Annotated in this window: 8 protein-coding genes and 1 pseudogene; 3 read left to right on the forward strand and 6 right to left on the reverse strand. The window is 67.4% G+C overall.

From position 1 onward, the window contains the following. Positions 1 to 73: 73 nt before the first annotated feature. The 6 genes and pseudogenes from I1A62_RS02665 to I1A62_RS02690 all read right to left on the reverse strand — a co-directional run bounded on the left by I1A62_RS02665 (position 74) and on the right by I1A62_RS02690 (position 8,324). A pseudogene (locus tag I1A62_RS02665) lies at positions 74 to 1,626 on the reverse strand (peptidoglycan DD-metalloendopeptidase family protein). Next, complete coding sequence (locus tag I1A62_RS02670; RefSeq protein WP_219453909.1) at positions 1,623 to 2,453, reverse strand: hypothetical protein; 831 nt, start codon at positions 2,451 to 2,453, stop codon at positions 1,623 to 1,625. Before I1A62_RS02670 ends, I1A62_RS02665 begins: the two are co-directional and overlap by 4 nt. Continuing rightward, the gene (locus I1A62_RS02675; RefSeq protein ID WP_257890381.1) at positions 2,453 to 4,549 is read right to left on the reverse strand and encodes a hypothetical protein; all 2,097 of its coding nucleotides are present in this window, start codon (positions 4,547 to 4,549) and stop codon (positions 2,453 to 2,455) included. The genes I1A62_RS02670 and I1A62_RS02675 overlap by 1 nt, the downstream gene beginning before the upstream one ends. Then, positions 4,546 to 7,578 (reverse strand): ATP-binding protein, encoded by a 3,033-nt coding sequence (locus I1A62_RS02680; protein WP_219453911.1) that lies wholly within the window; start codon positions 7,576 to 7,578, stop codon positions 4,546 to 4,548. Before I1A62_RS02680 ends, I1A62_RS02675 begins: the two co-directional genes overlap by 4 nt. Further along, the gene (locus I1A62_RS02685) at positions 7,575 to 7,967 is read right to left on the reverse strand and encodes a hypothetical protein (protein WP_219453913.1); all 393 of its coding nucleotides are present in this window, start codon (positions 7,965 to 7,967) and stop codon (positions 7,575 to 7,577) included. The genes I1A62_RS02680 and I1A62_RS02685 overlap by 4 nt, the downstream gene beginning before the upstream one ends. A 39-nt stretch (positions 7,968 to 8,006) precedes the next feature. Further along, a complete protein-coding gene (locus I1A62_RS02690) occupies positions 8,007 to 8,324 on the reverse strand; it encodes a hypothetical protein (RefSeq protein WP_219453915.1) in 318 nt (105 codons plus the stop codon). A gap of 1,229 nt (positions 8,325 to 9,553) precedes the next feature. On the opposite strand from I1A62_RS02690, the gene I1A62_RS02695 reads away from it, so the two are divergent. From I1A62_RS02695 to I1A62_RS02705, 3 genes are all read left to right on the forward strand, one after another. Next, on the forward strand, positions 9,554 to 11,662 hold the full coding sequence (locus I1A62_RS02695) for an FtsK/SpoIIIE domain-containing protein (protein ID WP_219453916.1): 2,109 nt from the start codon (positions 9,554 to 9,556) through the stop codon (positions 11,660 to 11,662). Between the two features lie 93 nt (positions 11,663 to 11,755). Next, the gene (locus I1A62_RS02700) at positions 11,756 to 12,100 is read left to right on the forward strand and encodes a hypothetical protein (RefSeq protein WP_219453918.1); all 345 of its coding nucleotides are present in this window, start codon (positions 11,756 to 11,758) and stop codon (positions 12,098 to 12,100) included. Positions 12,101 to 12,105: 5 nt separating this feature from the next. Continuing rightward, the gene (locus I1A62_RS02705; RefSeq protein ID WP_219453920.1) at positions 12,106 to 13,446 is read left to right on the forward strand and encodes a ParA family protein; all 1,341 of its coding nucleotides are present in this window, start codon (positions 12,106 to 12,108) and stop codon (positions 13,444 to 13,446) included. Positions 13,447 to 13,449: the final 3 nt, after the last annotated feature.

Genomic DNA, 13,449 nt, shown 5'->3' on the forward strand with positions numbered 1-13,449 from the left:
TAGGATCACCACCACGGCCAGGAATCGGCGCACGCTCATCTCGGTCCTCCTGCAGTTGTGGGGAGTTCGCTCATCACATCACCCTTCGTGCCTTCATGCCGCTCATCAGCGGCGCTTCTTTCACGACGTCGCCCGTGGTGGGGGCGTGGATCATGCGCCCACCACCGAGCGCGATGCCGACGTGACCTGGTCCGGAATCTGCCCAGGATCCGAATACGAGGTCGCCCGGTTGGGCTCGATCAATGGGGATCTCGATGCCGACGGTCCACTGTTGCTCCGAGGTCCGCGGCAGGGTGACCTTGCCGCCGCTACCGGTGAAGATCGCGTAGCTGGTCAGTCCGGAGCAGTCGAAGCCACCGCCGGACGGTCCGCCGGTGCTACCTCCACCCCAGACGTATGGGGTGCCGAGGTACTGCCGGGCGGCCGCGACGACTTGGGGCCGTCCTTCGACCCGTTCGGGACCAGGCGGCCGGTGGAACTCAGGGATGTGTACTTGGCCTGGCCGAGGACGATCTTCGCGACGTAGTTCCGGGTCTCGGTATACGGGGGAATGCCGCGGTGCGACTGCACCGCACCGAAACCGGCGTTGTAGGCGGCCAGCGACAGCTCGACCGGGTCTCCTGCGACGGTGCCGGCCGCGATCGCGGCGTAGACCTGGTCGTTGAGCGTGCACATGAAATGCCCCTGAGCCATGACGGCGTCGCCGACCGAATTGGGGTCGACCTTGCCGTCGCCGTCGTAGTCCTTGCCCCAGGTCGCCCAGGTCCCGGGCATGAACTGCGCGGGGCCAAGCGCGCCGGACGGGGAGATGGGGGCGTTGGCGCCGTGCCGAAACTGATTCTCGGCGTAGAGCTGCGAGGCAAGCACCGGGGGCCTGATGCCGGGGCAGATGCTGCCGGCCTTGCGGATCCACGGGTCGAATTCGGCCGGCACCGTGCCGGCGGCCAGCTCACCACCACCGGCGGTGCCGAAGCCCGCGCAGTCGATCGGCGATGCCGCGGCCGCGAGCTCGATGTTGTCCGAACCCGCGGCGGGATCCGTCGTCGGTGCGGTGCCGCCGAGCTTGGTCATCGGGTCGACGGCGGTGCCGCCTTGGAAGCGGCCGCCCTCCCAGTATTCGAAGTGCAGGTGCGCGCCGGTGGACTCACCGTCGTTGCCGATATCGGCGATGTGGTCACCAGCTTTGACCTGCTGGCCTTCCCTGGCGATCAGACCGTCGGCGAACATGTGCCCGTAGACGGTGGAGACCGGTGTGTCACCGACGAGGGAGTCGATGACGATCCAGTGCCCAAATCCGGTGGCGGTACCGGAGCGAACCACGACCCCGTCGAGGGCGGCGTAGATCGGTGTGCCGACGGAGCCGGCGAAGTCGACGCCCTTGTGCTCGGTTCCCCACCGTGGCCCGAAACTGGACGAGAAGGTGGTGGTCCCGGCTTTCGTGGGCGCGGTGATCGGTCCGGACGCGCGCAGCTGGCCACCGGCGGACGCGCCCTGGTCGTTGTCGGCGGAGGTGGTCTTGCATCGGTCGTGGGGGATGACCGGCTGAGGGGCGCACGCCGTTGTGCCGAGGATTGTGGTGGCCGTGGCCGCGAGGAGCAGTGCGGTGGCACGGCGCTGCAGGGTCACAGGGCTCCCGGGATCGGGGTGTCGAGTTCGGGGATCGGGATAGGTCCCGGCACGGGAACAGGTGCGGGTGCGGGATCGGAGGACGGCGTCGGAACGGTTGCGGACGTCGTCGTCGCGGTGGTGTCGGTCGCCGAGGTGTCAGCCGCAGTGGCCGACGACGATGGTTCCGGCTGTCTCGAAGGCGCCGCGGCGCCACTTGCCAGGGACGGTGCGGTGCCGAGTTTGCTGACCTCGTCGCGGTCGAGGGTGGGAAAGGGATTCTGGACCAGCCACTTCGCCCCGTTCGGAGAGTCGACCTGCACGGTCACACGCAGTTCGCCGGCCTGGGTGGGGATGGCGACCTCGGCGCGCCGCTCGCCGCCCGTACCGGTGACGATCTCGCTGGTCGTGGGCCCGGTGATTGCGACGGGCACCTGTGGACGTGCGGCGACGATCGTCTCACCGGGCGTGTCGGTGGTGTACCGGCCGAGCTTGGTTCGCCACTCGGTGTTGGACTGCGAGACGTCGACATAGGCATGCGCGTAGGCCATCGCCGTGGCCGGCGCACTCTTCCCGACCGCGGCCGCGGTCTTGCCCGTGATGGCCGACTCGGTCACCTCGGCGAGGTCGTAGGTGACCTCGTCCGCTGGTGCAGCGGCCGCCGTCCGGGCACCGGCCGCCGACGGGGCGTTCGGTGTGTGCGCAGTCGTGGGGGATTCCCCGAACACGGCGCCGGCAACGAACAGGACACCGAAGACGGCGATCACGCTGATCGCGAGGTGGGTGCGTGAGTACAGCACCCACCGGCGGATCGGGGCGAGGACCGGGTTACCCGCGGGGCGGGCCATCAGGTGAAACTCTCGCTCGGGTGCGTGCGTACCTCGGGAGTGAGGGACGGCTCGTACAGGCGGGTAGTCGACCGCGGAGGGGTGCCAATAATGCTTGGCACGAACATGGAGGGGACCGTCTCGCTCGAGACACCGCTGGGGGCCGCCGGAGTGAAGACTTTCGTCGGGGCGATCGCCGAATCCGCGCCGCCGTCCCAGGTCTCACTGACCCTCGGAGCGTCCCCCCGGCGTGTTCCGCCATCCGAATGGCTGGCTCCACCACCGGCACCGAGCGCGTTCAGGACTGCGCTGCGGCCGCCACCGCGGGTATGGCTCTGGCTGTTGTCCTGCCCGTCGTCCTCACCCTTGGTGCCCGTCCCGGCGCGGCTCTGGCTCTGGGAATCCGTGCGTGAGTCCGTCAGCTGCTGCGGGCGGTCCATCTTCTTGCGGGCATCGATCCGCCCTTGATCGGCCTCGTGCCGTCGCCGCTGGTGGAGCTCGCGCCCCTCTGGACGGGCCGGGGCGGTGGAGGTGCTGTCCGAGTCGTTCTCGTCGGTGCCGCCGTCCTTGGTCTCCTTGCGCAGCGACGAGACACCTTCCTCGACCACCGCGCCGGCCGGGCCGCCGACGACCGCGCTGGCGCCCTTGAAGAACTTCTGCTTCACCGAGGACTGCGCGTGCCGTGCCTTGCGGTTGAGGGCGCCGGCGCGGTTCTGGGTGAAGGTCTGCGACACCCGTTTGAACGGCCGCATGATGAACCAGCACACCAGGGTCAAGATGACCATGAACCACAACCGCCACGATCCGTCGATCTGCCCGTTGTCGGCAACATATAGCTTCACCAGGGCCATCAGATAGAGCGCGACGATGACCGCGCCGGCGACTCCCCACATGTAGGCGCTGGCGATCATCCGGCACACCCGCATCAACGTTCCTGCGTGTGCGGCGGCCAGCGGTACCCAGATCGGGGCGAACAAGATGGCCAGGCGAATGGCCAGCAGCGCAATCAGCTTCAGCACCGAGGCGCCGATCCACAGGATGGACGGCATACCGACTTTGGCCATCGCCATGAAGCCGATGGCGAGGCGGCCGGAGTCCTTGCCCTGGAAGGTGTAGTAGGACAGCCCGTAGTCGTCACTGAGTGGCTGGACGATGTCCTCGCGAAAAGCCCTCTCCTTCTTGGTCTTCAGGGCGTTCTCCACACCGGCGTCCGATGCATTCTCGATCTGCTGCTGTTCCTGGTAGGAGAACGCGAGCGCATCCCGCAGCTTGGGACCGAGCTTGTTCTCCTCGTCGTCATAGTTCGGGCCGAACCAGCCCTTGCGCCAATCATCGAGAAAGATGTCGTCGAGCAGCACGTCGCGAGGGCCTTTCCCGCCGCCGGAGACCGAGAGCATCTCGTTCTGCGTGTCGGTGATCACGGCCCCGAAGGTGTCGTCGGCGAGCCGGATCGCCTGCTGGGGTGCGCCGATCAGCAGCGCGCCGAGGGCGAGAGCTGTTCCACCGACGGCGAGGGATTTCGTGACGCCGGCCGCGTTCGATGTGAGGGCGTGCCAGAGTACGATCGCGGCGGCCGCGGTCAGCGCGATGCCGAGCCAGAGACCGTAAACGCCGAGCATGCCGTTCGAGATCGAGGACACGACCTGGTCGAACTGTTCCATCGCGGGCGCGATGCCGGCGTCCTCGGCGGCCTGACCGGTCTTGGTTTGATCGTCGAGCCAGAATGCGGCTGCGGCCAGGGACTTCCCGACTCCCAGGAAGATGTTGCCCCAATTGGTGTCGGTCACCGCTCCCGGGGCGCGGACCAGGTCCGCGCCGCAGCCGAGATCGTAGGTGTACCACTGCAGGCCGGCCCACCCGTAGTCCGTGTATCCGGTGCCCCCGTTGCCGGGGCGGTCCGTGCTGGTCGCGTCGAAAACAGCAGGGAACGCCCCCTTCGGGTACTCCGGGACCGGGACCTCATCGCACGCGAAACCGCTGGCCACCGCCGAGGGGGAGTTCGGGCCGACCAGCAATGGGGCTAGCACCAGCGCCAAGACGGCCAGAAGCCGCCCCAGCCGCCCAGCCAACCGCCGATTCGAGATCATCGGAGGGCTGGGGGACCGCTGAGAGTTCATGCGGCACCTCCGAGGACGTTCTTCGCGGTACTTGAGTTCAACGCGGCGAACACGTGAGATAGGTGCACGAAGTGGACCCAGCTCGACCGAACCAACTCGACGTCGTCGGCCATCCGGACCATCCAGCGGCGAGCCTGGTCCTGGTAGGAGGTGTCGGTGTCCTCGTCGAGGGTGTCCTCACCGCCGCTGCCGAGTTCGGCGAGGAACTGCTCGAAACCCTGCCCGGAAGGGAGTTTGAGCAGCTTGAGGGCTCCGTCGATGGAATGCGGGTCACCGCCCACGTCGCCGACGAACACTTCGTAGGTCAGGGCAGTCTTGTCGTCGGTGCCGTCCAGACCGAGGAAGTCGTCGGGCAGCTGCGAGCACACCAGGGCACGGACCTTGAACTTGCGGGAGTCGCGGGCGATCCGCAGGTTCAGGGTGCGGCCGGCACCGGTGGATTCGAGGTACTTGTTCTCGTCGAGGAACAGCACCTTGCGCACGTGCCTCGGCTTTTCGTAGACGAGCCGGTTCGCCAGCCACGCGGCCATGTGCATCAGCGGCGCGGTCATCCGCTGCTGCGGGGTCCACTGTGAGGAGGGAACCCCCGAGGGCGGCAGCTGGAGGCCGGGCATCGTGAGGATGGTGAGCCGGATGTCAGTATCGAAGTCGTCGACACCGCCGCCGACCGTGCCGGCCTCAGGGAAGAGCACCCGGGCCTCGGCGAGCCGGGACATCAACTCCAGCTGCTGATACACGCCACTAGCGCAGGTACGCACAGCCTGATCGGGATCGGTCTCACCGATCGCCTGGATGGCGGCGAGCACCTCACCCAGATTGTGATCGCGATCCCCGCCGACCCGGTTGGCAGCCAGGTGCAGAACCGATTCGGTGTGGTCAAGATGCAGGTGTCGCTCGGTGAGCATCATCTTCAGCACCGACACCGCGACCTCGACCCGCTCGGCGGCCGCGGCCCGCATGTCCGCGTCGTACTTCGCCTGCGCCGCCGCGAACGGGTCCGAGGCCCGCGCGAAGTCCGCGTGGCCGGTGTCGTACTCAGGGTCATCGCGCTGCGGGTCGATGATCACGCGGTACGGGTTGAGCGCCCCGGGGCGTGAGTCGCGGCCGGTGAGTGCGTAGACCCGGGCGATGTCCCGGAATTCGGGCAGATTCGCCAGTTCCTTCAACGGTCCGGAGGGGTCGAGAACGACTCCGTAGGCTCCGGCGCGGACCGCTTGGTAGACGATCATTCCAGCCAGGAATGTCTTGCCCGACCCGGGGACCGCGACGATGGGGGTCAGACCGGATTTGTGCTTGATCTCATGCGCGGCGAACAGGTCCCAAATCACGGGGCGCGGTGCGATTGACGAGGTCTCCCCGAGTACCACTCCGCGGCGGTCACCGATCCGGTCGCCGGCGGTGGCCATGCCAGCGGCGAGGGCTTCGACGTCCATGTGCCGCTTGTTGGCGATGTTGGCGAGCGGCTGGCCGGGGATGAATTCGCGCAGCAGCTGGAACTGTCCGTGCTCCTGCTCGAGGGCGATGTGCGGCTTGTACATCTCCCGCAGGCCTGCCACCTTCTTGCGGGCCTCGTTCGGGGTCGCGCCGACGACGGCGACCCGGTACCAACCGGAGGTGCGCGTGGAGAGACCGGAGTGGTCTTCCCCGACGTCGGAGATGACGTCCTGGACGCGGGCATGCTGCTCGGCCAGCTCTTTCGGCGGTGACTGATCGTGTTCGACGGTGTAGTGGTCGAACTGATGCTCGATCCTTCCCGTCAGCGAGCGCATGGTGCGGATGGTTTTTGCCTTGTCGTGCAGTTCGATCCGATCCGACCATTCCAGCGGCTCCCCGGAGGGGTCGCCGATGACCTGCCAGGGCAGCATCCGTTCCGGAATCGGCAGCGGAGCCATGCGCCCGACCGTCAGGATGATGACGGCACCGGTGTAGCGGCGGCCCTCGACCACGCCGGAGACGGTGGTGTAGCCATCCCCGGGTGTCAGTGACAGGTCGGTGAGGTCTTCGAGGGCGGCGACATCACCCTCTCCCCAGTCGCCGCCGCCGGCCACTGCACCCCCCGCTGCGAGCGGCAGACCGATGGTTGCCGATCGCCGTAGCAGGTAGTCGATCGCCGCCGGCGCGGCGGGTGCGGCGTTGACTCCGCGGCCGGCCATGATCCGTTCGAGTTCGGCGAGATGCTCGGCGAGCGCCTTCTCCTCGCGCGCGAACGCGTCGTCGGCCCACCCGGTGATCAGCGACGAGAGCGCGCCGAGGAGCGGCCAGCTCGCCACGTAGCCCAGGGTGTGGGCAAGGTAGTCGAGCCCGATCCCGAGCATCGAGCGCTGCGGCAGCTCGATTCCCCAGTAGCGGCCCTTGATCGTGGCGTTCGACCACAGCATCGCGTGCTGCTGGCCACGCAGATACTCTGCCCACGACAGGGCACCGGGGACGTCGTCGATCGGGGCGGCCCACTGATCGTGGTCCCTGGCCCACTGCTCGATCGGGAATGGCGTGCGCACCAACCGTCGGTGCAGCCGCTGGACACCGGCCTGCTGCAGGTTGGTCAGCACCATCGCCTCGTCCCGGATGAAGCGGCGTTGCTTGCCGGTGGTGCGGAAGTTCCACGGCCCCTGCTTCTGCACGAACCATGCCGTCGACGTGCGGGTGGTGCGGGTGATGTGTCCGGAGGTTCCGGTCAGCTGCAGCCGCACCGACTTCCGGGCACGATCGGCGCGTTTCTTCGCCGCCGAGTTTTCGCGAGGGGCAAGCGACTTCCCGCGGCGCTGGGAGGTCCTACGCTGCCGCTCCCGCGTGCGGGTGTCTTCCGCGAGGGCGGTGGGGTCCGAGGCGCGGGTGTCGACCTCGGGCGCCTCGGTGACCGGGTGCGGGGGGAGTTCCACTTCCGACCATGCCCGCGGCCCCGGCTGCGGGGCCAGGCTCTGCCGCCCCGCGGCCCATGACGGCGGCAGCGCTCCCGGTGGGATCACCGGTACCGGATCTTCGAGCTGAGGGTCGAACAGTGATGCGATGTCGTTGTCGTGCGTGGTCATGCGTCCTCACCGTCGATGCGGTCAGTGTCGGGTCGGGTGCCAGCGGTCAGCCGGTCGGGGAGGGTGACGAACACCGTCTCCCCTGCCTTCGGAGGCCGTGGGGCGTTCAGATCGTTGAAGGCCGCCCGGAGCACCGACCGTAGGGGTCGGTCCGGGGTGACGTACTTGGCGATGTGGTGGGTGATGAACACGGTCACCAGGAGCATCAGCATCAGCGGCCGGAACCCGAGCGGCAGGTGCAGGATGGCGCGGGCGATCAGGAACACCGCGATGAAGACCAGGGCGCCGACCGCCAGTGTGGTGTAGCGGATCCGCACCGGGAACGTGTATCCGGTCGGGCCGAGATAGTGCCGGTCCACCCGGTACAGGAGGTCGTCGTTGTTGATCACGTAGCGCTCCTCTTTGGTCGCGCAGGGACGGTCACGGGGTCAGACGTAGATGCCGAAGAGACCGAGAGTCCAGTTGCCGATGCCGTTGGCTGCGGATTCGGAGGTGGCGATGCCGAGGTATGCAAGACCTACCAAGGTCAGCCCGCCGACGGTGAACACTTTCGACAGGTTTCCGCGCAGGCCACCGGTCAGGATGACGCAGGCAATGACGACCAGGATGGTGAAGACGATGTTGTCCTCGATCCACGTCCTGAGACCTCCGGTGCTGACTTCCGTTTGCTGGGCAACGGTCGTGACATCGGGTGCGGGGTAAGCCGCGTTCGCGAGGTCGACGACGGTGGAAGCGAGTGCGGACATTGTGCCTCTCCAACAGGTGCGTAGCTGACATGGGCGAACGTGGTTGTGCGGGAACGTAGAAGAGATGCACCGTGAGAATCAACGTGACCTGTGGATAACTTTTCGATTAGACGCGTGTCGGGTCGGTGCCGGGTGAGTCGATGGCAGGGCACGAAACGAGCAGGGCGGTGACCGGAAAGAGATTGGGCCGCTGCGTGTGTGTCGCCCGGTGCTGCTCTCCGCTCGGAATCATGCACATGACGTCCGCGCATCACGCGCTCCGAAACTGGCGCAACAGCAACGGATCACCCTGCAATCCAGATGGGAGTCGGCTGGGACCGGACGAGTGTCAGGCAGCCCGTGTTCGGGCACGGCACCACGACCGATCGAACATCGGACCCTTCACCGTGTCGCACAGCAAACGCAGTTGAGCATCGCGAACCGGGCGCGAGAGAGGGGTCAGGATTCGCCCGAGACGGCAGAGCATTCACATCGTGCCACCGCCCGCGTCATCGGGGCGACTTCGGAGAGGGCGGATTTCGGCGATGCGTCGGCGCGCATCGAAAAGCGGCTGAAAACGCCGTGCCCTTCGGGGTCACTCCCCGGCCCTTCGGGCCTAGGGGAGTGTACCTGGGAAAAATGACCCGCGCCAACCAATTTCAAAGCATGCTGTTCACGCGCTATGGAGAGCGCCGGCCGGACCGCTCCGTGCAGCGCCGCAGTGACACGCCCGAGGGCGGTCGCCGATCGCTCCCGAGGAGCGGGTGAAATCGCGTGTGATTTCGGTCGGATCACCCGGTGTCGGGTCGCTTTGTCGCGCACGTGCACGCGCGCCTCAGTACGTCCCTCAAGCGTCCGCGAAGCCTTTCTGAGGTTGGTCGACTACCGACTCGCGCAGCCGTCTGAACGCGACTCTCGCAATCGCATGTGGACTGAGATCGCCGAAGCTGACGAAGGATACTGTGCGCCCGCCTCGTCCACGTCGCTATTCGTTGCGGAAGTCGACCAAGCGCAGTCCCTCGCCGCACCGTTGACACACGCGATCCGGTGATATGAGCATGCGCACATTCACCATTCGGCCGTGACACCGCGCCGCATCGGCGCAGTGCACGCACAGGTCGTGAGCAGCCTCTGAGCGAAGTTATCCACAGATCACGTTGAGTGAGATCACCCGAATCTGCCAGTGTGCGCATCCATCACACACGACCGCATCCGACGCGGGCATCAACACGCAGGAAAGGGGAGAAGCGATGGCGCAGCGGGATCCGCTCAAGGACATCCTGATCGAACTGTTCGGCCCCGCCCCCGGCGCCCGCAATCGGCCTAGCAGTCAGTCGGCACCCGAGCCCACCGTCGGCGCGTACCGAACCCTCGCCCCGGTCGCGGTCGCCTCCGCAGCCCTCGCGTTCTACGCACCCCAGCTCGCCGACACCGCGCTCACGGACGCGGTCGACCAGGCCGGCCAGCTCATCACCACACTCCACAGCTATCGCTGGCCGCTCGCCGTCCTCGCCGCCGCGTGGATCGCGGTCGACATTCTGCGATGGCGCGGCCACCAACAGAGCCTGGCGCTCGAAGCGCAGCTACGGCAGACGACCCGGCTCCTGCCAATCAAGGTGACCGTTCCGTTCCCACCAGGAATCGGTGCACTGCGCAGCGCAAAGATCCGACTCCCGCGGGGTGCGATCATCCGCCCCAAGGAGATGGACGAATTCACCACCGCCGTCCGAGGAGCAGCTGGCCGCACCGGCACGCACACCTACACCGTCCGCCACCACGCGCACCGCGACCTGATCCTCATCACCCGCACACCGATCGAACCCGACACCCGATCACCCCGCCACAAGGCCCTACAAACCGCGTTGTCCGCCGGCACCATCTTCAAAGAACCCGCCGTCACCGTCGACTCCTGCGACGACGACGGAATCGAGATCGGCTACAAGATCACCTTCACCCCCTCGCTGAACAGCGGCGCCCGCGGCTTCCAGACCAAGGTCGACGAAGCCCTCGCCGCGCTCGCCGGCCACCACGAATCCGGCCGCACCTGGGCCACCGAGTGGACTCCCTCCGAGGGATACCTGGTGATGTACCTGCGGGCGCCGTTGCCCACCCGCGTCGACCACCCCCTCGCCTTGGTCGACGAGAACCTCCGCCACCTGCCTTACGCCACCGGCGCAGCGAACCTGAGCCTGTACTGGGATGTCTCGACCAAATCGAACAAGCCGCACTGCCTGATCGTCGGCCCCACCGGCGGCGGCAAGACCTCAGTCATCCGCACCCTGCTCACCGAGGCCTCACGCCGCGGAATCCCCTTCCTCGGGGTCGACCCGAAGATGATCGAACTCGACGGTCTCGAGGGCTACCCCGGATGCGCGGCCATCGTTTACGACGCCGTTCGTTCCGCGATGCTCGTGCGCGCCCTGCACGCGGAAATGATGGCCCGCAACCACTACGTGCACGTGAAGAAGATCGAACCCTCGCAACTGCCGTTGCTGATCGCCGTGCTCGACGAGTTCTTCATCCTCTCCGGCAAATGGCAGCGACTGGCCAAGGACGAGGACGAAGAGATCCGCGCGCAGATCAAGCAACTCGACCCGCTGGGAGCGTGGGCCGACCTCGCGGTCCTGGCCCGCTCGGCTGGCATCCGCTTGCTGCTCGGGGTGCAACGCCCGGACGCCTCCTTGTTCGGGTCGAGCTCGGGCAATGCCCGCGACAACTTCGGCACCCGGATCTCGCTCGGCAACCTGTCCCAGGACGGCGCGTTGATGATGTGGGGCGATGCCCACGTCGGCCGCGAAGTGGACACCTCCATCCCCGGCCGCGGGGTGGTCACGGCCCTCGACGGGTCCCCGGTGGATGCGCAGATGTGGTGGACGCCGAATGTCGATCCGCACCCGAACAAATGGAACCAACTCTCCAAGCAGGAGAAGGCGATCGTGCACGGCCTGACTCCGACCGAGTCACCCACGTTCGAGTTCTTCTCCACGGAGCTGCGGGAATTCGTCGAATCCGAACGTGCCTTGGCCAGGCGAGCCCGCGAGTACGGTGACGCCCCGGAACCGTCCATCCTCACCGACTTCGCCACCGACCACGACACGGTGGGCGTCGACGATTTCGCCGACGCCATCCCGGCCGCGGCGGTCACCGAGGGAATGGTCATCCTGCTCGACGACGACAACGGCGACCAAGTACCCGTCACCGTCGACACGGTCACGATCGCGCGGGACAAGGACACCGGCGACGTCCTCGAAACCGTCCTGTCGATCAACACTGGCGGACGGGTGAAAACCACCGTCCACTTCGACGCCACCGAGGTCGTGATGCTGCCCGAACCCGACACCGTCCACACCACCGCGTGAGTGCCCGACCCCTGACCGCAGAAGGAACCCGGGCATCCTTCACCCCTTGACCCCTTACATCGCCGCACCAACCCATCGAAAGGACACCGACCCATGAGCCGCCGCATCTCCCAGTCGATCACCCCCACCACCGACGACGTCACGGTGCTGCGCGAACCGTTCGCGGCCAAGGGCGCCAACGACCCCGTCATCGCCGAACTGCGCCGGGTCCTCAAGGCGGTCGTCCCGACATGGCTGGCGAAGCTCACCGAGGAGCAGGAACTTACCTCCGGGCGGCTCGAGGAAATCAAGGCCGCCGTAGCGATGCGACGCCAGATCATCGACGCCCTCCCCGACGGCAAGGCACGCACCGACGCACTCGACTCCCTCACCAAGGCCGAAAAGACAGTTGCCGACATGGACACGGAACTCTCGTCCGTCAGCGCACTCGGCGGGTGACCCGCATGCACGAGTTCACCGTCGAGATCGTCTCCGACAACGCTGCGCGGGTCACCGGCACCGGCGACGAGCTGGTCGCGACCGCGGGCAAGACGATCCAGGACAGCATCTACGAATACAGCCAGCAACGTGCCGTCGATGCCGGGGCACCCGTCGAGGTCGCAGTCCACCGGGCCGGCCGCCGCACCCAGGTCACCGTCTCACCCGACGGAACCGCGTCCCGGTCCGCCCCCACCGGGCCCATCCCGACCACCGCCGACCAGGGTGAGGACCCATCCAACCCCGACCCTGTCGCGGCGGAACCGGTCAGCATCACGCTCGATCCACTCGGCTACACCCGCCACCAAGCAGCCGACGGCGCCGGCCCAGAAAGCGCGCCACACCCCGCACCTCCCTCTCGGCGCCAGAAGGTATCGGTCCTGGCCGCACCCGGAATCGTCCCGGAAGCAACGGAACCGGCACGCACCGGCATGCGGGGACGACTCAACGCCGTCCTGGGCCTGGGCCTGTCCCCGAAACCATCCTCGGCCGAGATGCGGCTCCGCGCCGCGGCCGCGACGATCACCGGCCCCATCCCCGACTTCTCCACGATCACGGTGGCCAACATCAAAGGCGGGGTCGGCAACACCCCGATCGCCGTGGGCCTCGCGCAGACACTGGCCACGCACCGCGGCGGCGCCACCGTGGTCTGCGCAGATCTCGCCGAGAGCGGCGGCAGCCTCGCCGACCGGGTCTGTGTCCCACCCACAGACGGGCAGAACATCTTCGGGCTCCTCGCCGCCGCCCAGGCCGACACCGGGCACCTGCGGCCCTCGGTGCTCGGCCGGCATCTGACACGCCAACCCTCCGGCGAGGACATCATCGCCGGCCACAAGGACCTCACTGCAGCACAGCACGCGGGTCTAGGCGGTGACGATGCCGCGGCACTGGCCACGATCCTCGCCCGCCACCGCGAGATCCTGGTCGCCGACACCGGGAACAACCCCCTCGCCGGCAGCTGGCAGTGGGCCGTCTCGCAGGCCGACGCCCTCGTCGTCCCCGTGCCCCTGCGCCGCGATGCCGCCACCGCAGCTCACCGCATGCTCCTTGACCTCGCCACCACACACCCCGGCCGCCTCGACCGGACCGTGGTCATCATCACCGACGGCCCCGGGGACACCCCGATGGTCGAATCCGACGCCGTTGACGCATTCATAGCCCTGGGAGTGCAGGTACTCCGCATGCCCTACGAGCCGCTGTTCGCCGGAGGAGAACGCATTCTCCCCAGCCACCTGCGGCACACCACCACCGACTCCTTGACCGTGATCGCAGCGACCATCGTCGACCTGATCACCAAACCCGAATGACCA

The sequence above is a fragment of the Rhodococcus sp. USK10 genome (assembly GCF_019378875.1).
Taxonomy (GTDB): Bacteria; Actinomycetota; Actinomycetes; order Mycobacteriales; family Mycobacteriaceae; genus Rhodococcus_F; species Rhodococcus_F pseudokoreensis.

Excerpts from the sequence above, each read along its gene's own strand:
- I1A62_RS02705 (WP_219453920.1), top strand. The coding sequence starts at position 12,106 with ATGCACGAGTTCACCGTCGAGATCGTCTCCGACAACGCTGCGCGGGTC.
- I1A62_RS02680 (WP_219453911.1), bottom strand. The coding sequence starts at position 7,578 with ATGACCACGCACGACAACGACATCGCATCACTGTTCGACCCTCAGCTC.
- I1A62_RS02695 (WP_219453916.1), top strand. The coding sequence starts at position 9,554 with ATGGCGCAGCGGGATCCGCTCAAGGACATCCTGATCGAACTGTTCGGC.
- I1A62_RS02690 (WP_219453915.1), bottom strand. The coding sequence starts at position 8,324 with ATGTCCGCACTCGCTTCCACCGTCGTCGACCTCGCGAACGCGGCTTAC.
- I1A62_RS02675 (WP_257890381.1), bottom strand. The coding sequence starts at position 4,549 with ATGAACTCTCAGCGGTCCCCCAGCCCTCCGATGATCTCGAATCGGCGG.
- I1A62_RS02670 (WP_219453909.1), bottom strand. The coding sequence starts at position 2,453 with ATGGCCCGCCCCGCGGGTAACCCGGTCCTCGCCCCGATCCGCCGGTGG.
- I1A62_RS02700 (WP_219453918.1), top strand. The coding sequence starts at position 11,756 with ATGAGCCGCCGCATCTCCCAGTCGATCACCCCCACCACCGACGACGTC.